Annotated in this window: 16 protein-coding genes; 11 read left to right on the top strand and 5 right to left on the bottom strand. The window is 58.8% G+C overall.

Translation table 11 applies throughout. The annotated features are described in order from the left end of the window. The first annotated feature begins 6 nt into the window (after positions 1-6). The 3 genes from ACQKPC_RS11150 to ACQKPC_RS11160 all read left to right on the top strand — a co-directional run bounded on the left by ACQKPC_RS11150 (position 7) and on the right by ACQKPC_RS11160 (position 4,313). Complete coding sequence (locus ACQKPC_RS11150) at positions 7-945, top strand: carbohydrate kinase family protein (protein ID WP_427624579.1); 939 nt, start codon at positions 7-9, stop codon at positions 943-945. 488 nt (positions 946-1,433) lie between these two features. Further along, positions 1,434-2,165, top strand: a complete 732-nt coding sequence (locus tag ACQKPC_RS11155) for a hypothetical protein (RefSeq protein ID WP_427624581.1) — start codon at positions 1,434-1,436, stop codon at positions 2,163-2,165. Between the two features lie 228 nt (positions 2,166-2,393). Then, positions 2,394-4,313, top strand: coding sequence for a type VI secretion system tip protein VgrG (locus ACQKPC_RS11160; protein ID WP_427624582.1), 1,920 nt, complete (start codon positions 2,394-2,396; stop codon positions 4,311-4,313). 119 nt (positions 4,314-4,432) lie between these two features. Here the strand turns inward: ACQKPC_RS11160 and ACQKPC_RS11165 are convergent, their stop codons facing one another. Together ACQKPC_RS11165 and ACQKPC_RS11170 are read right to left on the bottom strand one after the other, a co-directional pair. After that, complete coding sequence (locus ACQKPC_RS11165; RefSeq protein WP_008069978.1) at positions 4,433-4,630, bottom strand: YbdD/YjiX family protein; 198 nt, start codon at positions 4,628-4,630, stop codon at positions 4,433-4,435. 14 nt (positions 4,631-4,644) lie between these two features. Further along, positions 4,645-6,702, bottom strand: coding sequence for a carbon starvation CstA family protein (locus ACQKPC_RS11170; RefSeq protein ID WP_427624583.1), 2,058 nt, complete (start codon positions 6,700-6,702; stop codon positions 4,645-4,647). 431 nt (positions 6,703-7,133) lie between these two features. Between ACQKPC_RS11170 and ACQKPC_RS11175 the strand changes: the two genes are divergently transcribed. Beyond that, entirely contained in the window at positions 7,134-8,495 is a 1,362-nt protein-coding gene (locus ACQKPC_RS11175) for a cache domain-containing protein (protein WP_427624585.1), read from the top strand. Positions 8,496-8,528: 33 nt separating this feature from the next. Further along, the gene (locus ACQKPC_RS11180) at positions 8,529-9,161 is read left to right on the top strand and encodes a response regulator (protein WP_427624586.1); all 633 of its coding nucleotides are present in this window, start codon (positions 8,529-8,531) and stop codon (positions 9,159-9,161) included. A 7-nt stretch (positions 9,162-9,168) separates the two neighbouring features. On the opposite strand, the gene ACQKPC_RS11185 is transcribed toward ACQKPC_RS11180, so the two are convergent. Next, complete coding sequence (locus ACQKPC_RS11185; protein WP_427624588.1) at positions 9,169-9,690, bottom strand: transporter suffix domain-containing protein; 522 nt, start codon at positions 9,688-9,690, stop codon at positions 9,169-9,171. A gap of 190 nt (positions 9,691-9,880) precedes the next feature. On the opposite strand from ACQKPC_RS11185, the gene ACQKPC_RS11190 reads away from it, so the two are divergent. The 3 genes from ACQKPC_RS11190 to ACQKPC_RS11200 are packed head-to-tail and all read left to right on the top strand — an operon-like array spanning position 9,881 to position 13,588. Next, positions 9,881-11,404 carry an efflux transporter outer membrane subunit gene (locus ACQKPC_RS11190; protein ID WP_427624589.1) on the top strand — a complete coding sequence of 508 codons (1,524 nt, stop codon included), beginning with the start codon at positions 9,881-9,883 and terminating at the stop codon, positions 11,402-11,404. A 5-nt stretch (positions 11,405-11,409) separates the two neighbouring features. Beyond that, positions 11,410-12,549: an HlyD family secretion protein gene (locus tag ACQKPC_RS11195; RefSeq protein ID WP_427624590.1), complete on the top strand. Its 1,140-nt coding sequence runs from the start codon at positions 11,410-11,412 to the stop codon at positions 12,547-12,549. Next, positions 12,539-13,588 (top strand): DUF2955 domain-containing protein, encoded by a 1,050-nt coding sequence (locus ACQKPC_RS11200; protein ID WP_427624591.1) that lies wholly within the window; start codon positions 12,539-12,541, stop codon positions 13,586-13,588. The genes ACQKPC_RS11195 and ACQKPC_RS11200 overlap by 11 nt, the downstream gene beginning before the upstream one ends. On the opposite strand, the gene ACQKPC_RS11205 is transcribed toward ACQKPC_RS11200, so the two are convergent. Beyond that, on the bottom strand, positions 13,578-13,883 hold the full coding sequence (locus ACQKPC_RS11205; RefSeq protein WP_427624592.1) for a hypothetical protein: 306 nt from the start codon (positions 13,881-13,883) through the stop codon (positions 13,578-13,580). The genes ACQKPC_RS11200 and ACQKPC_RS11205 overlap by 11 nt on opposite strands. Next, complete coding sequence (locus ACQKPC_RS11210) at positions 13,880-14,806, bottom strand: helix-turn-helix domain-containing protein (protein ID WP_427624594.1); 927 nt, start codon at positions 14,804-14,806, stop codon at positions 13,880-13,882. Before ACQKPC_RS11210 ends, ACQKPC_RS11205 begins: the two co-directional genes overlap by 4 nt. 163 nt (positions 14,807-14,969) lie before the next feature. Here ACQKPC_RS11210 and ACQKPC_RS11215 point away from each other — a divergent pair, with 163 nt between their 5' ends. The 3 genes from ACQKPC_RS11215 (at position 14,970) to ACQKPC_RS11225 (ending at position 18,870) form a co-directional block, all read left to right on the top strand. Next, positions 14,970-16,328 carry a glutamine synthetase family protein gene (locus tag ACQKPC_RS11215; protein ID WP_007900282.1) on the top strand — a complete coding sequence of 453 codons (1,359 nt, stop codon included), beginning with the start codon at positions 14,970-14,972 and terminating at the stop codon, positions 16,326-16,328. 155 nt (positions 16,329-16,483) lie between these two features. Next, the gene (locus tag ACQKPC_RS11220; RefSeq protein ID WP_427624595.1) at positions 16,484-17,572 is read left to right on the top strand and encodes a polyamine ABC transporter substrate-binding protein; all 1,089 of its coding nucleotides are present in this window, start codon (positions 16,484-16,486) and stop codon (positions 17,570-17,572) included. Next, complete coding sequence (locus ACQKPC_RS11225) at positions 17,569-18,870, top strand: NAD(P)/FAD-dependent oxidoreductase (protein WP_427624596.1); 1,302 nt, start codon at positions 17,569-17,571, stop codon at positions 18,868-18,870. Before ACQKPC_RS11220 ends, ACQKPC_RS11225 begins: the two co-directional genes overlap by 4 nt. Positions 18,871-18,926: the final 56 nt, after the last annotated feature.

An 18,926-nucleotide genomic window follows, 5' to 3' on the forward strand; every position in this document is an offset into this window, starting at 1 on the left:
GAAACTATGTATCTGGTATGTGGCGAAGCGCTGTTCGATTTCTTCAGCGAAGAGGATGCCAGCGGCTTGGCATCCAAAGTGAATTTCAAGGCGATTGCCGGCGGCTCGCCGTTCAATGTGGCCGTAGGTTTGCGCCGCTTGGGCGTAGACGCCGCGCTGTTTGGCGGGCTGTCGACCGATTACCTCGGCCGACGTTTGCAGCAAGTGCTGCAGGATGAAGGTGTACGCCCGGATTACCTCGTGGACTTTGCCGCGCCGACTACCTTGGCGATGGTCGCAGTCGGTGCCAATGGCTCGCCCCATTACAGCTTTCGTGGCGAAGGCTGCGCTGATCGGCAGTTGAGCCTGGCGCATCTGCCAGAGCTAGGGCTTGAAGTGCGCGGTTTGCACGTCGGCTCGTTTTCGCTGGTGGTGCAACCGATTGCCGATACGTTATTGGCATTGGTGCAACGGGAAAGCGGCAAACGCCTGATCAGCCTCGATCCGAACGTGCGCCTCAATCCCGAGCCGAACATCGAGTTGTGGCGTTCGCGGATTGCCACGCTGGTGGAGCTGGCGGATCTGATCAAGGTCAGCGACGAAGACTTGAGCCTGTTGTACCCCGAGCAAGATCCTCAGCGCGTCATCGAAGGTTGGCTGGAATATCGCTGTCAGTTGGTGTTCCTGACCCGTGGCGGCGAAGGCGCAACGGTGTTCAGCCGCGCCCACGGTTCGTGGTCGGTGCCGGCCTGTTCGGTGAAAATTGCCGACACTGTGGGGGCTGGCGATACGTTTCAGGCAGCGTTGATTACCTGGCTGACCGAGCAGCAGCTGGATTCGGTTGACGGGTTGCAACAGCTGAGCCGTGAGCAAATTGACGCGATGATCAGGTTTGCGGTGAGCGCCGCGGCGTTGACTTGCAGCAAGACCGGACCGGATTTGCCGTATCGGCAGCAGTTGAGCTGAAATCCGCGACCTCATGCCTTCTCACTACCGCAGGTGCTGATTTCAGGACCTGCCGGTAGAGATTAAATATTGTTTTGATATATTTATATTTCGATTGAAAATATGTACCGAGTCCTCAATCCAAATAAAAGATAAACGGATATTGACAGTTTTATAGCCCTTAAAATTATGAGCGCAGTTATAGCGCTTCCTGATTTGAGCTATTCCAAAAATCAATTTCCTAAACTCCTGCTTCTTCAAACAGCACTACCGCCGAATGCACAACTGATTCTTATCTTATTGAATTATATTAATAAATAGATAATCACTACAAAGCTCCGCCGAGACAATCCAGCGGCTACTGAAGATAATGTGCGTTCAATAAAAATAACCAGTCCGTTACTTGACCGCTACATGCCTTCAACTAATATCCTTTCCACGCACAGCGCAGGTAAGGAAATTGCTGTGCGGCTATCCTTATACCCCACAACAGGAAAAGGAACTCCAACATGGAAAGTGTCGCTATCTCAGCTGCCCAAATTAACTGGAACGGCGGACAACGCATTACGCTCACCGCAGGAGATACAGCCACCTGCACCGCACTTAGCCCCGGCCAGCTTTATGGCATCTTTATCTACAACTCCGCTCAAAATGATACCAATTCGACTGTCTCCGTGAACTGGAGCAATAGCCAGCCACCCGTACCGATCACAGTTCCTGGCACCACGGCCAATGCAGGCCTGGCATCGTTGGGTTTTGTCTCGGGTACCGATACTCAAACCGTGTCGGTTTCACTGCCTAGCAACGCCGGTAAGTCCCAGGTCGAAATCTGGTTGGGAAGTGTCAGTATGCCGACCAATACATCGGGTCTGAGCAATTATCCGCTGCAAGCCGATGGTGAGCAGCATCCGTTCAACAAGTACGCCCGTTACTATGCGGTACCCCCATCGAAGTGGATGAACCTGACGATCACCAGCACCATTACACAGTTCCTCTCTTGCCAGTTCCGTGAGGCGCAAGCGACCGTATTCGTCGTCAATGAGACGTCGAACGGCCTACTCTCTGGGCAGGTCACCACGATCGGGCCTACTGCCGGTGAGGTTGGAGCCGTCAAGATCACTTACTCGCAGATTCAGAGCATCACCAATAATCTGCAAGGCGACGGCACGCAATGGGTGTGGATGGATGCTGACAGCCCGCAAGATTCCCAGAGCGCGACCATTTCCTTGCAATCGCTTTGAGTTTCCTGGCTGAGTAATAGAGAAGGCCCCACCCTGTGGGGCCTTCCTTTATTTGGTGTGACGGCCCCAATCGCCTCAAAAAATGCCTGTATTCATTGCACAAGACCTCGGCTATAGGGGAAAGCCCGATACCCGTCAGGCCCCGGACCTACGGCATTTCAACCTTGAACATGGCACTTTAATACTGCACCATCCGCCCCTGCTTTTTCAAAGGACGGAACTCAAGGCATGCTGGACGCAAACGCAATCCATATCTCCCTCACACTCGAAGGCGTTTCCGTCGACCTGCAGGTCCTCAGCTTCGTCGGTCGCGAAGCTCTCAACCAGCCGTTCTGTTTCGATATCGAACTGGTCAGTGCCCGCCCCGACCTGAAACTCGAAAAACTGCTGCACAAGCCCGGCTGCCTGACCTTTGGCGCCACCGGCCAAGGCAAAATCCATGGCCTGGTCTATCGCATCGAGCAAGGTGATTCCGGCAAAAGCCTGACCCGCTACAGCATCAGCCTGGTGCCGCAACTGGCCTATTTGCGACACAACCACGACCAGCAGATTTTCCAGCATTTAAGCGTGCCGAAGATCATCGCCCAGGTTCTCGAAGCCCGGGGCATTCTGGCCGACGCCTACAGCTTCCAGCTCGGCGCCATCTACCCCGAGCGTGTGTACTGCGTGCAGTACGACGAATCCGACCTGCACTTCATCCAGCGCCTGTGCGAAGAGGAAGGCATTCACTTCCATTTCCAGCACTCGACCAGCGGCCACAAACTGGTGTTCGGCGATGACCAGACGGTGTTCCGCAAACTCGCGCCGGTGAGCTACCAGCAAGACTCCGGTATGGCCGCCGAGAAACCGGTGATCAAGCGCTTCAACCTGCGCCTGGAAACCCGTACCACCCGCGTCAGCCGCCGCGACTACAACTTCGAAAAACCACGCCTGCTGCCGGAAAGTGCGGCCAAAAGCGAATTCGCCCCGGACCTCGAAGACTACGACTACCCCGGCCGCTTCACCGACCGCGCACGGGGCAAACAACTGGCGACCCGCGCCCTCGAACGCCATCGCAGCGACTACCAACTGGCAGAAGGCAAAGGCGACGAACCGACCCTGGTCAGCGGCCACTTCATGGCCCTGAGCGAACACCCGCGCGCCGAGTGGAACGATCTCTGGCTGTTGCTGGAAATCGTCCACGAAGGCAAACAGCCGCAAGTGCTCGGGGAGAACATCACCAGCGACGTCACCCATAACAAGGACGACTTCCACCAGGGCTACCGCAACCGCTTCCTCGCCACGCCGTGGGACGCGCACTTCCGCCCGGCCCTGGAACACCCGAAACCGAAAGTGCTGGGCAGCCAGACCGCCATCGTCACCGGCCCGGCGGGTGAAGAAATTCACTGCGACGAATACGGCCGGGTCAAAGTGCAATTCCACTGGGACCGCGACGGTCAGGGCAACGACACCAGCAGCTGCTGGCTGCGCGTCGCCACCGGCTGGGCCGGCAACGCCTACGGCGGCATCGCCATCCCGCGAGTCGGCATGGAAGTGCTCGTCACCTTCCTCGAAGGCGACCCCGACCAACCGCTGATCACCGGCTGCCTGTACCACAAGGAAAACGTCGTCCCCTACGATCTGCCGGCGAACAAAACCCGCAGCACTTTCAAGACCCTCAGTTCACCGGGCGGCAAGGGCTACAACGAGATTCGCATCGAAGACAAGAAAGGCGCGGAACAGATCTACCTGCACGCCCAGCGCGACTGGGATGAAAACATCGAGCACGACCAGAAAATCCGCATCGGCAATGAACGGCATGACACGGTCGAGGCCAATGTATTCAGCGAGTTCAAGGTGGAAGAGCACCGCCTCACCCACCTCGACCGCAAGACCGAAGCGCGGGCGGACGATCACCTCACCGTTGGCGTGACCCGGCATGTGAAGGTTGGCACGGCGCAGTTTGTCGAGGCCGGGACGGAGATTCATTACCACGCCGGAGAGAAGGTGGTGGTTGAGGGTGGGATGGAGCTCACGGCCAAGGCTGGCGGGAGCTTTGTGAAGATTGATGCGGGTGGGGTGACCATCAGCGGCGCAGAGGTGAAGGTCAATTCCGGTGGTGAGCCGGGTGCGGGTACGCCTGCTGCGCCATTGTTGCCGGGCCGATGAAGGTGGCGGATGCGGATACAGCGAGCAAAAAAGCCCGGCTTGCCAACGGTAGCGTCTCGAAGATCGCTATCGCCGGCAGGCCGGGCTCCTAAAGCAAAATACCGCTTAAATGTTTCGCATCAACAGCACTTCGGTCCCGCCTTGCTGCCGTAACGAGCCTCCTGACGCTCCCGAAAGAACACCTCGTAACTCATCAGCGGTTTGTCCGGATGTTTGGTTTGCATATGCTCGACGTAAGTGTCGTAGTCGGGCATGCCGACCATCAGGCGCGCGGCCTGACCGAGGTATTTACCGAGGCGACTCAGGTCATTGAACATGGTGCAATCCTCGATTACGCATCCGGCAAAGCCTGGAACGGCGCTTCTTTATCCGTACGCTCCTTGGTGCCCCAGGCGGCTATACCGACCTTGAGTGCAAAGAACAGGATGCTGAACACCACGAGCAAAAACAGCGCGGTCAACGTTGCGTTGGTGTAGGCGTTGTAGATGACGTGCTGCATCTGCTCGATGCTTTTGGCCGGCGCGAGGACCTGGCCGTTGGCCAAGGCGTCGCTGTACTTTTTCGCCAGCGCCAGGAAGCCGATTGCCGGGTTGGCGTCGAACAGCTTGATGAACCCTGCGGTGGTGGTGCAGATCAGCAGCCACACCGCTGGCAGCATGGTGACCCAGACGTAGCGTTGGCGCTTCATTTTGATCAGCACCACGGTTGCCAGCATCAGCGCGATACCCGCCAGCATCTGGTTGGAGATGCCGAACAGTGGCCACAAGGTGTTGATCCCACCCAGCGGGTCGATCACGCCTTGATACAGCAGGTAACCCCACATCGCCACGCAACCGGCGGTTGCGATCAGGTTGGCGGTCCAGGATTCGGTGCGCTTGAGCGCTGGCACGAAGGAGCCGAGCAAGTCCTGCAGCATGAAACGCCCGGCACGAGTGCCGGCATCCACCGCAGTCAGGATGAACAACGCTTCGAACAGGATCGCGAAGTGGTACCAGAACGCCATGGTGTTTTCACCCGGCAGAAGTTGGTGCAGGATCTGCGCGATACCGACCGCCAGGGTCGGCGCACCACCGGCCCGGGCCAGGATGGTGGTTTCACCGATGTCCTTGGCCACTGCTTGCAGCGCTTCCGGGGTAATTGCAAAACCCCAACTACTGACCGTCTGCGCCACTGAAACAGCATCCGCGCCGACAAGGGCCGCCGGGCTGTTCATCGCAAAGTACACGCCGGGCTCGATCACCGAAGCGGCAACCATTGCCATGATGGCCACGAAGGATTCCATCAACATGCCGCCATAACCGATGTAACGGGCATGGCCTTCACTGGCGAGCAGCTTCGGCGTGGTGCCGGAAGCAATCAGCGAATGGAAACCCGACACCGCGCCACAGGCGATAGTGATGAACAGGAACGGGAACAACCCACCCTTCCACACCGGCCCGGTGCCGTCGATGAACTGGGTCAATGCCGGCATTTTCAGGTCGGGCATGGTGATCAGAATGCCGATCGCCAACGCAACGATGGTGCCGATCTTGAGGAAGGTGGACAGGTAATCGCGAGGGGCGAGGATCAGCCACACCGGCAGTACCGCCGCGACGAAACCGTAGCCAATCAGCATCCAGGTGATCTGGATTCCAGTGAAGGTGAACGCCTTGGCCCACACCGGGTCAGCGGCAATCTGCCCGCCCAGCCAGATCGAACCCAGCAGCAACGCCACGCCGATCACCGAGATTTCACCGATGCGGCCCGGGCGGATGTAGCGCATGTAAATGCCCATGAACATCGCGATCGGGATGGTCGCCATCACCGTGAAAATACCCCACGGGCTTTCGGCCAGGGCCTTGACCACGATCAGCGCCAGCACCGCGAGGATGATGATCATGATCAGGAAGCAACCAAACAGCGCGATGGTCCCGGGGATGCGGCCCATTTCTTCACGGACCATGTCGCCCAGGGAGCGACCGTTGCGGCGGGTGGACATGAACAGGACCATGAAGTCCTGAACCGCACCGGCCAGCACCACCCCGGCAATCAGCCACAGCGTACCGGGCAGGTAGCCCATCTGCGCCGCCAATACCGGACCGACCAGCGGCCCTGCGCCAGCGATCGCTGCGAAGTGGTGTCCGAAGAGCACGTGTTTGTTGGTCGGCACGTAGTCCAGACCATCGTTGTTGAGTACGGCGGGAGTGGCTCGATTAGGATCGAGCTGCATCACCTTGGTGGCGATGAACAGGCTGTAATAGCGGTACGCGACCAGATAAATAGCGACTGCTGCGACTACGATCCAGAGGGCGTTGATGGCTTCGCCGCGGCGCAGGGCCACGACACTTAGCGCAAACGCTCCCAGGACAGCCACGGCAAACCAGGCGAGGTGTTTAGCCAGACGGGGCATAGCGTGTCTCCTGCCGACAGCCAGTAGCTGCGGCGGTAATTATTATAATTGTGTCCGCAGTGCGGAGCGGGCCCAATATCCGCCCATGCTGTCGACAAATAAATCCGCGTTACTACGTACGTGGCGTCTACGTAGTTCTACGTAGGCGCCGCTGATCTCTCAGTTGAAATGCAACACCTGTGGGAGCGGGCTGTGGCGAGGGGGCTTGCCCCCCGTTTGAGTGCGTAGCACTCACAAGATCTTGGGTACATCAGAGATTTTTTGGGGCCGCTTCGCAGCCCAACGGGGGCAAGCCCCCTCGCCACAGCCCACAAGGTTCTGCGTTTTCATCACGGCCGCAGGTCATTCTGTCCAGCATTGCTACTGGAGACGCGTATCTTTGGCATATGATGCCGGGCCTTCGCCTTCCCTCGGTCTGGCCAGGAGTAGAGATGCAGCTCAAACACAAAATCGTCGCGCTCGGGATTCTGCCGCTGGTGTTGGCGATCGCGGTCATCTGCGCGCTGGTGATTTCCCTGAACCGTCAACTGGGTGATCAACAGGCGCAACTGATCGAAGACAGCATTCTGGCCAGCAAGCGCGCAGAGCTGAAAAACTACGTCGAAATGGCCCAGAGCCTGATCGCGCCGCTGTACGACAACGGCCGGGGTGACGCGCGCGCGCAGCAACAAGTGCTCGAAGAACTGCGCAAGCTCAGCTTTGGCATCAACGGCTACTTCTTCGTCTACGACCGCGAAGGTCGCAGCCTGATGCACGCGCGCCAGTCAGAGCTTGTAGGCAAATACCTGTGGGACATGACCGACCCTCACGGTTTGCCGGTGATCCAGGCGTTGCTCAAAAGTGCGCAATCGGGCGAAGGTTTTCAACGTTACGCCTGGAACAAACCCTCTTCCGGCCAAGTGACCGACAAGCTCGCTTACGTGGTGATGCTGGACCGTTGGGGCTGGATGCTCGGCACTGGCATCTACCTTGAAGACGTTGAGCGCGCCACCCGACAGGCCCGTGACGAGGTGGCTCAGGGCATCCGCAAAACCATGCTGGCCATTGCCGTGGTGGCCCTTGTGGCGGTGCTGTTTGTCTTCGCCAGCGGCATGACGTTGAACGTCAGCGAGCATCGCCTGGCCGACAAGAAACTCCAGCGCCTGACCCAACGCATTGTCAGCCTTCAAGAGGAAGAACGGTCACGGGTTTCCCGAGAGCTGCACGACGGCATCAGCCAGCTACTGGTGTCTATCAAGTTTCAGTTCGAACTGGCCAGCCATGTGCTGGAGAATGGGCAAGACAAGGGATTGAGCATTTTAAGAGACGCCACGGAGCGCCTCGGGGATGCGATTGGCGAAGTTCGCAGCCTCTCTCACGACCTGCGCTCGTCGCTGCTCGACACCCTTGGCCTGCCGGCGGCAATAGGTCAACTCGCCGCAGAATTCGAGCAGCGCAGCGGTCTGGTCGTGACTTTCAACGATAACGAATTCGACTGTCATCTGGTCGATGGCGCCGCCGTCTCGTTGTTTCGCATTGTGCAAGAAGGCCTGACCAATATCGAACGCCACGCACAAGCAAAAAACGTCATCATTACCCTGCACGGTTCTGAAAAGTCCGTACGTTTGACGGTGGTCGATGACGGTATCGGTTTCAACGTCGCCCAGGTCGAACGTCGTCACGCGGGCATTGGCCTGCGCAACATCCGTGAGCGTGTCGAGCATTTTGGCGGTCGATTCGACCTGACCTCGACGCCGGGAAGAAGTGAGCTGGACGTGCTGCTGCCGATGAAACTGCCCGGTACAGAACGCTGACTCAGCCCATAACAATTAGAGTGAATGCCTGCGATGAACCTGCCCTACCCGATCCGCGTTGCCCTGGTCGACGATCACTCCCTGGTCCGCGACGGGATCAAATCGCTGCTGGCGGTCATGGCGCAGCTGGAAGTGGTGGGAGAAGCCGAGAATGGCGTCGATGCCATCGAGATGGTCGGGCGCTGCCAGCCGGATCTGTTGCTGGTCGACATCAGCCTGAAGGACATCAATGGCCTTGAGCTGACGCGGTTGTTACGCAGCCAATACCCGTCGCTCAAGGTGTTGGTGCTGAGCATGTACGACAACTATGAATACGTGAGTGAATCCGTTCGCTCGGGTGCCAGCGGTTATGTGCTGAAGAACGCGCCTTCACGGGAAATCATTGCGGCAATCGAAGCCATTGTCAGCGGTGGGACGTTCTACAGTGCCGAGATCGCACAGCGGCTCATTGCCGATAAAAGTAGCGACAACGAGCTGACTCCGCGCGAAAGCCAAGTGCTGTACAAGATGGCTCAGGGGCTGAACAACAAGGAAATGGCTCGCGAACTGGATATCAGTGTGCGGACTGTAGAAACCCATCGCCTGAGCATCCGTCGCAAGCTCAACATCGACAAACCCGCCGCCCTTGTAAAGTACGCGATCGATCACGGGATCATTTCGCGCTAGAGGCGATTCACACCGCGCTCGTATTAACGACACGTGCCGTACGAATGAACAAGGCGCGTACCTTGTCCCAGAAATTCCCGCCCAGCACGAAAAAGCTGCCGATCAACATGGCATCGCCCAGCGCCTGGAGCTGCCAGATATTGGGTCTCAGCCCCGGCCAGATAGTATCTATGTAAGGTTCGAGAAATCCCGAGATCAGCGGCAGGCAAAACATCACGAGGCCAATTCTATGGCGAGCCGGGCCTACTTCCACGTCTGCCGGTGCAAGTGTGGAGACGTAACCGAACATGCTGCGCTTGAGTTGCTGAAAGCCGGATTTGCCCATAATGGCAATGACGAGAATCAACAGAACCTTGTTACTGATAAACAAAACGCCTGTCAGTGCCGCGATCTTTGAGCCGGGCACATCCACTGCGGCAGCGAGAGGCACCATTAGCCAGGAGCCAAGCATCAAACAGATAATCGCGATGCCCAGTTTGAAGCGCCAACCAGCGGAACCAGGTGCATTGTCATCCTGAGAGTTGCTCATGGTCTTCTTAACCTTTTTTGCCGGGATTAATGGATCTTCAGAAGCGTAGCAGTTGGTCGACCCCATGATCATTCAACATGACCTTGTATTTGTCCGAGCTGTACTAACCTAAGCGAACCGGTAACCAACGCCATTTCAATACTAGGTATGTTCGGATGACGTTTTCCCAAGATCTACCATCAGTGCACCGATGCTGACGCGCTCGGGCCGGCTGCTTCTGCTGGTCGCCCTCGGCCTTGGCGGCTGTGTCCGTCTGGGACCGGATTTCCAGGCCCCAGGCGAGGCCTGGACAAAACTCTGGAGCAGCCCCGCGCTTGAGCAAGCCAGCCAACGAAGCCTGAATCCCGACATTCGCCAGTGGTGGCAGGTGTTCGCCGACCCGGTCCTCGACGCGCTGATCGCCGAATCGGATGCGCATAATTCCAACCTGAAAATTGCCGGCCTTCGCGTCATGGAAGCCCGTGCCCGGTTGGGCATTGCGCAAAGCGGGCGTTATCCGCAGCTGCAACAGGCCAGCGCTGACAGCTTGTACTTCAACCGCAAGCAATCCGGCGGCAGCAACCCGCAAGACAGCCACTTCTGGCAACACAGCGCGGGCTTTGATGTCGGCTGGGAACTGGACTTCTGGGGGCGTTTCAGTCGAGCCATCGAGTCCTCCGATGCCAGTTACTTCGCGGCTCAAGCCAACTATGAAGACGTTCTTGTACTGCTGCGTGCTCAGGTGGCCGATACCTACTTTTTGTTGCGCACCACCGAAGCGCGTTTGCGCGTCGCCCGAGAAAACGCCGAACAGCAAAAGCGCAACTTTGAGATCACCGAAAAACTGTTCAATAGTGGCCAGAGCGCCGAACTCGACTTGCAACAAGCCAAGACCCAATACCTGGGCACCTTGAGCAGCATTCCGGATTTTGAGGCGCAAGTAGTGCGCACCCGTAACGCGTTGGCTGTGCTGATCGGACAGCCACCCAGCGCCCTGCCCCAATTGCTTGAAAACGAGGGACTGATCCCGCTGGTGGACCAAGCCGTGCTGCAAGACGTGCCGGCCAACCTGTTATTGCGTCGACCGGACGTGCGCGCCGCCGAGCTCAATGTCGCGGCCCAGTCGGCTCTGATCGGTGTCGCGCAAACCGACTTCTATCCGTCGCTGACCTTGCTGGGCAGCATCGTCTGGACCACCGATACGTTGAGCGGCACCTCCAACAGCCTGGACCTGATCGGCGGTCCCAGTTTGCGCTGGAACCTGTTTGACCACGGTCAGATCAGCAACAACGTGCGTATACAGGATGCGCGGTTGCAGCAGCTGATTGAGGTTTATCGCGACAAAGTCCGCCAGGCCGCACGGGAGGCCGATGATGCCGCCAGCAGCCTGATCAAATCACTGGAACGCGAGCGCATCCTGGGTGAAGCACAGGTCGCCGCCGCGCGTTCGTTGAGCCTGGCCAGCACTCAATACCGGGAAGGCTACTCGGACTTCCAGCGCGTGCTGGACGCTCAACGCGCATTGCTCGAACAGCAGGACAATTACCTGCTCAGCCGCAGTAACGCCGTGAGCAATCTGATCGCTCTGTACAAAGCCCTTGGCGGTGGGTGGTACAGCGCCCAGCCGACAGTCGATCAAAACACTCGCCAGCAAATGGAACAACGTACCGACTGGGGCAACCTGCTGAATGAGCCGGCCCCTTCGCAAGCCTCTTATCCCGAGCCAGAAGGTTAAAGCCGATGACTGAACCCTCGCCGCCCGTCACTGAGGCGCCCACCCCCAAGGCATCCGAGCCTGCCGCCGATCCTGCAAAAAAGGGCATCAAATGGGTGATGCTGCTGATCGTCCTGAGTCTGGCCTGGTACTTGTTGGCTGACCGTTTCACGCCATATACGCAACAGGCTCGGGTGGGCGCTTTTGTCATTCCGGTGGCCTCCGAAGTGGCCGGCCGGGTGATCCGTGTGAATGTGCGCAACAATCAGGACGTCAGGGCGGGCGATGTGCTGTTTGAAGTGGACCAGCAGCCCTATCAAATAGCCGTCGACCGCGCACGTGCCGACCTGGAATCAACACGCCGACAAATCGGTGCCAGCACCGCCGGCATTGCTTCGGCTCAAGCCAATTTGCGCGCAGCCCAGGCCAATGAACTCAAGGCGCGGCAGGACAATCAGCGTCTTGAAGGTTTGTACCGCGAAGATCCCGGCACCATTTCCGTGCGCTTGCTTGAAGTTTCTCGGGCCAACCGTGAACAGGCTGTCAGCCAGGTCGCCGCAGCCCATGCCGAAGTCCAGCGAGCACGGGAACAGGAAGGCGGCAGCGAGGAAGACAACGCGCTGTTGCGTAGCGCCGCCACGGCGTTGTCAAAAGCCGAACTGGACTTGTCCAACACGCAGATTCGCGCACGGTCGGCTGGACTGATCACCGATCTGCGTACCGATGTCGGACAGTTCGCCACTGCCGGCAGCCCGGTCATGACCCTGATTGCCATCCACGATGTATGGATCAGCGCGGACATGACCGAAAACAACCTCGGTCTGGTCGAGGTCGACACCCCTGTCTCGATCGTTCTGGATGCCATGCCGGGGAAGGTTTTCGAGGGTCGTGTGCGCAGTGTCGGCTACGGTGTCAGCGTCGGTCAGAGCACTGCACCCGGCAGCCTTCCCAGTGTGCAGAACAGCCGCGACTGGCTGCGTCCGGCCCAGCGTTTCCCAGTGATTATCGAGTTCTCCGAGGACTCAAGGAAAACGCTGTTCGCCAGCCGCGCCATCCGTGCCGGTGGGCAGGCTGAAGTGATGGCATTCCCGACTCAAGACAACCCGTTGAACCTGCTCGGTCGTTTGTTCGTGGGGATCATGAGCTGGCTGAGCTATGCCTATTAAGGGCGTGCCTACCAAGCGCACGCCCCGGGTTCAGCGTGCGTTGCGTATGGGCACAGGCACCGCATTGTGCCTGGCGGCCAGCTTCGGCCTGGGCTTGCCGATCCCTTTTCTCGCGCCTGTGCTGGCCGTGTTGCTGTTGGCTTCCCTCAATCGGCCGCTGCCATTCAAGGCCGGATTGATTCTCGCTCTGGCTGCGATGTTAACCACCGGCGTCGGCCTGTTGTTGATTCCGATCCTGCGTTACTACCCGATTACCGGCGTGCTGCTGATTGGCGTCAGTATGTTCCTGGCTTTTGGTTTTGGTCTGCGCGGCGGCAACGCCTTGATCATGACCTTCATGATCATTGGCCTGACGATGATTTCTTCGGCCGGCGTTGCCGAGTTCGATCTGGCGACGATGGTCATCGGTGCCCTGGTCAAGGGTTTGATCCTCGCCGTTCTCGTCGTGGCGTTTAGTCACTGGCTGTTTCCCGACCCTGCCAATGCCCCCTCCCCACCCGCCGCCAGCGCTTTGCCGGCGCAAGATGTGCGCAGGGTTGCACTGCGTGCAACCCTCATTGTCATACCGGCATTCCTGTTGGCCCTGATCGACCCGGCGAGCTATCTGCCGATCATTTTGAAAGCGGTCAGTCTTGGCCAACAGAGTTCGACGACAACGACGCGCAACGCTGCTCATGAATTGCTCGGTTCGACCTTCATGGGTGGCCTGCTGGCTGTTGGGTTCTGGTGCGCGCTCAGCCTGTTTGTGCACTTGTGGATGTTCTTTCTGTGGATGCTCCTGTTCGGCTTGCTGTTGGCGCGCAAACTCTATGCCCTGAGCCCGACCCGACAAACCCCGGGGTTCTGGCTCAACAGTCTGATCACGCTGATCATCCTGCTGGGTCAGTCGGTTCAGGACAGCCTCGCCGGGAAAGACGTCTATACCGCCTTCGCCGTGCGCATGGGATTGTTTATCGCCCTCACGCTCTATGCCTTGCTGATGGTCCATCTGCTTGATCGGCGGCAGCGTAATCCTGGCGTCACCCAGCTCACGGAGTGACCTGATAACCCCGCCCTTGCAGGCAACCGTGATGCTGCTGTTTCACATCCCCCTCGACCTGCTCATAAAACTCGTCATGTTGACGTCCTGGCACCTGCGTAGCATCCACCGCAGCACCCTCCGAGGCTGGCAGGCTTGAGGTGCTCTGGTTGTCCGTGACGTTGCTGCAATCATTGATATCCAGCTGGACTTGTTGCGAGCTCTGCCCGTTCAAGGGCACGACCGTTTCGGCCTGAACCAGGGAATAGACCATCGACATGACGACACACAGGCAGAAAGACGATAACCGACTCATGATGATCTCCGACACGGTCCACTGTGTTTGCGGGCCAGTGTTTGGCTGGGAAGTTCCTGGAACAACGCTCGATAACTGCTGGAAAACCGTCCCAAATGCCAGAACGACCAATCCATCGCCACTTGCGCGACCGTCGTTTCCCCGGCCGTTCGCCTGAGCAATTCGCGGCGCGCGCTGTTGAGCCGACGCAAGCGCAACCAATGCGTGGGTGTCATCCCGGTATACGCCTTGAACGCATGCTGCAACTGACGCAGCGAAACCCCGGCCACCTGAGACAGCTCCAGCAAATTGAGGGTTTCTTCCGGTGTATCGGCAGCCCATTCGGCGACGCGTTTCATGATCGTTCGCTCCTCCCCCCGGCGCTGCAAACCTGCGCGATCCAGGCACACACAGGCGTTATCGAGGATGTACAAACAGTCCTCCAACAGTTGCTGGGTCAACGCCTCTTTGCTCGGCGGATCCAGCGTCTGCGTCAGCCGCGTCAACGTCCCGCTCAACCAGCGGCTGAACAGTGCGTTCTGACCTGAATTGAGCGGCGACATGAACAAGCCTTCGAGCCGCGCCACGTCCAGGCCATGGCGCTGAACGAATTCCGGACCGAACACCACGGCGATTTCCTGGTAGTTCTCCGGGGTGATCCAGATGTTTCGGCTTTCACCGTTCAGCACGTACAGCGAGTTGTCGCTGCGATCGAAACAGAACGCCAGCGAGCCTTGCGGGGCGCTGAAATTCTGCTCGACACGGGTGTTCATCTGTTCTTCGTAAATCTCTACGCCTTGCAAGTCCAGATAGCGCACCCGCCCGGCGAAATGCCCCGGGGACATTTGCTGATAGTGCTGCACCCAACCTGGTGTGGCGCGGATTTGCTCGGCCACGTCGGCGGTGTTGAACGCTTGAACCTGCAACGGATTGCACGCTGTCATGGGGTGCCTCGCGCACTCTTTTGGTGCGCTTTGTGCTGTTTAAAGTGGATAGATGGAACGGCAAGGCTCACCCAAGATAGTCGTCAACGCGCCACAGGGGAAGTGTTCGGTGGATGAAGCCGCGTCCCTCCCCGGCGTTAATCAAACCAATAATGAGGTTTTTATGAATGCCCCTTTCGATCAGCTGTTCACGTGGCTGAAAGATCACAAGATTACCGAGGTCGAGTGTGTGGTCAGCGACTTGACCGGCATCGCTCGCGGCAAGATTGCACCCACCAACAAATTCCTGCATGAGCGAGGCATGCGCCTGCCGGAAAGTGTGCTGCTGCAAACGGTAACCGGGGACTTTGTTGACGACGACATCTACTACGACCTGCTCGACCCGGCCGACATCGACATGGTCTGCAAGCCCGTCGCCGATGCGGTTTACGTCATTCCATGGGCCATCGAACCCACCGCCATCGTGATCCATGACACGTTCGACAAGTTCGGCAATCCCATCGAACTGTCGCCGCGCAACGTGCTGAAGAAAGTGCTGCAGCTCTACACCGACAAAGGCTGGAAGCCGATTGTCGCGCCAGAAATGGAGTTCTACCTGACCCAGCGCTGCGAAGACCCGGACTTGCCGCTCAAGGCGCCGCTGGGACGCTCCGGTCGTGCGGAAAGCGGTCGTCAGTCGTTTTCCATCGACGCCGCCAACGAATTCGATCCACTGTTTGAAGACGTTTATGACTGGTGTGAACTCCAGGGCCTGGACCTCGACACGCTGATCCACGAAGACGGCCCGGCGCAGATGGAAATCAATTTCCGTCACGGCGACGCGCTGGATCTGGCGGACCAGATCACCGTGTTCAAACGCACCCTGCGCGAAGCGGCACTCAAGCACAACGTCACCGCGACCTTCATGGCCAAACCGATCGGCGACGAGCCCGGCAGTGCCATGCACTTGCACCAGAGCGTGGTGGACATTGCCACCGGCCAGCCGATTTTCGCCGATGCCGACGGGCAGATGAGCGAACTGTTCCTGCACCACATCGGCGGCTTGCAAAAGTACATTCCCAAAGTGCTGCCGATGTTCGCGCCCAACGTCAATTCGTTCCGCCGCTTCCTGCCTGACACCTCGGCGCCGGTCAACGTTGAATGGGGCGAAGAAAACCGCACCGTCGGCCTGCGCGTGCCGACCTCCAGCCCCGACGCCATGCGCGTGGAAAACCGCTTGCCGGGTGCCGATGCCAACCCTTATCTGGCGATTGCCGCGAGCCTGTTGTGCGGGTATCTGGGCATGGTCGAAAAGGTCGAACCGAGCGCCGCGGTGCAGGGCCGTGCCTACGAGCGGCGCAATCTGCGCCTGCCGATCACCATCGAGGACGCACTGACGCGCATGGAAGAGTGCGAAACCATCGAGCGCTATCTGGGGAGCAAATTCGTGCGCGGTTACGTCGCGGTCAAACGGGCCGAACACGAAAACTTCAAGCGCGTGATCAGCTCCTGGGAGCGTGAGTTTTTGCTACTCAGCGTCTAACCCCCCTGATGATCGTTCCCACGCTCCGCGTGGGAATGCCTCAAGGGACGCTCCGCGTTCCAATGGGACGCAGAGCGTCCCGGGCTGCATTCCCACGCAGAGCGTGGGAACGATCAAACGCCTGAAGAAATTCAATAACTAAAAGAGGTGTCGATATGCGTCTATTGAAATCCGTGGTTCCGGTCGCGCTGGCCTTGGCGTTCAGCGCCGGGGCGCAGGCTCAGCCGAGCGTCAGCGTCTACAACTGGACCGATTACATCGGTGAGACCACCCTCGCCGACTTCCAGGCAAAAACCGGGACCAAAGTGATCTACGACGTATTCGATTCCAACGAAACCCTGGAGGGCAAACTGCTCGCCGGCCGTACGGGTTATGACGTGGTGGTGCCCTCCAATCACTTCCTCGCACGCCAGGTGAAGGCCGGCGCGTTCCTCAAACTGGATCGCTCGCAACTGCCCAACTGGAAAAACCTCGACCCGAAGCTATTGGCCCTGCTGGAAAAGAACGATCCGGGTAATGAACATTCGGTGCCGTACCTGTGGGGCACCAACGGCATTGGCTACAACGTCGACAAGGTCAAGCAAGTGCTGGGCATCGATCGCATCGATTCCTGGGCGGTGTTTTTCGAGCCAGAGAACCTGAAGAAGCTCAGTCAGTGCGGCGTGTCGATGATGGATTCGGCCGATGAAGTGTTCCCGGCGGTCCTGAACTACATGGGCATGGACCCACGCAGCGAAAACCCCGAGGATTTTAAAAAGGCCGAAGCCAAACTGCTGACCATCCGGCCTTACATCACCTATTTCCATTCGTCCAAATACGTGTCGGACCTGGCCAATGGCGACATTTGCGTTGCGTTCGGCTATTCGGGCGATGTGTTCCAGGCGGCGAACCGAGCCAAGGAAGCGAAGAACGGCGTGAATATCGCCTACTCGATCCCCAAGGAAGGCAGTAACCTCTGGTTCGACCTGCTGGCGATTCCTGCCGACGCCAGCAACCCGAAAGAGGCTCACTCGTTCGTCAACAACCTGCTGGATCCGCAGGTAATCGCCAAGGTCAGCGCGTCGGTCGGTTACGCCAATCCAAACCCGGCGGCCAAGCAATACATGGACCCGGAGCTGGTCAATAATCCAGAGGTCTATCCTCCTCAGGAAGTGCTCGACAAACTCTACATCTCCACCACCCCGCCCCAGCCGATCATGCGTCTGATGACCCGCTCCTGGAGCAAAGTGAAGTCCAACCAATGAATCAGTACGACAACGAACACGCTCATTCCTATTACGCGGCATCGGCCAAGGGCATGACACCTTACCCCGCGCTGGGCTCGGATCTTGAGGCCGATGTCTTCGTGGTGGGCGGCGGCTTTACCGGGGTTAACACCGCGATCGAACTGGCGCAGCGCGGGCTCTCGGTGATTCTGCTGGAAGGCCGGCGGATCGGCTGGGGCGCCAGTGGGCGTAATGGCGGGCAGTTGATCCGCGGCATCGGCCATGACGTCAGCGGTTTCGCCCGATATGTCGGTCAGGACGGCGTGCGCTATTTGGAGCGTGCAGGCATCGAATCGGTGGAACTGGTGGGTAATCGCATCCGTGAGCATGGGATCGATTGCGACCTGCGCTGGGGCTTCTGCGAGCTGGCCAACACCCCGGCGCAGTTCGAGGCGTTCAAGGCTGAACTGCAAAACCTTGCCGAACTGGGTTACAGCCATGAAACCCGACTCGTCGGCCCCGGGCAGATCCGCCAGCAAGTGGTGGGCTCCGATGTTTATGCCGGCGGCCTGATCGACATGGGGTCGGGTCATTTGCATCCGCTGAAGCTGGTGCTTGGCGAAGCGCGCGTTGCCGAATCCCTCGGGGTGCGAATATTCGAACAAAGCCCGGTGCTGGAGTTGACCCATGGCAGCACCGTTCAGGTTCGTTGCGCGGGCGGCACGGTGCGCGCCGGTAGTCTGGTGCTGGCCTGCAACGCGCACCTGGAAGAACTCGAACCACGCCTGACTGGCAAGGTTTTACCGGCAGGCAGTTACATCATCGCCACCGAGCCTTTGGCGTCTGAGGTTGCCGCGCAATTGATCCCGCAGAACCTGGCGCTGTGCGACCAGAAAGTCGGCCTCGATTACTACCGGCTCTCGGCGGATCGACGCTTGTTGTTTGGCGGGGCCTGTCATTATTCCGGGCGCGATCCGGGGGATATCGGCGCTTATATGCGGCCAAAAATGCTCAAGGTCTTCCCACAGCTGGCGGACGTGCGCATTGACTATCAATGGGGCGGCATGATCGGCATCACCGCCAACCGCTTTCCCCAGGCCGGACGCTTGAGCCAGTACCCGAACGTGTTCTACGCCCAGGGTTACTCCGGTCATGGCCTGAACGTGACCCACTGGTGCGCACGATTGCTGGCCGAAGCGATTCATGCCGGGCATAGCCAGGGGCTGGACGTTTTCAGCGCCGTGCCGCACATGACCTTCCCCGGTGGAAAAGCCCTGCGCTCACCGCTGCTGGCCCTCGGCATGTTCTGGTATCGCCTGCGCGAATTGCTCGGCTGAAGGGGGTGCCATCGTGGATACTGGTTTACTCGCGAGGGCGACATGTCAGCCACTTA

The sequence above is a fragment of the Pseudomonas sp. NPDC089918 genome, from assembly GCF_050280605.1.
In the GTDB taxonomy this organism is placed as follows: Bacteria; Pseudomonadota; Gammaproteobacteria; order Pseudomonadales; family Pseudomonadaceae; genus Aquipseudomonas.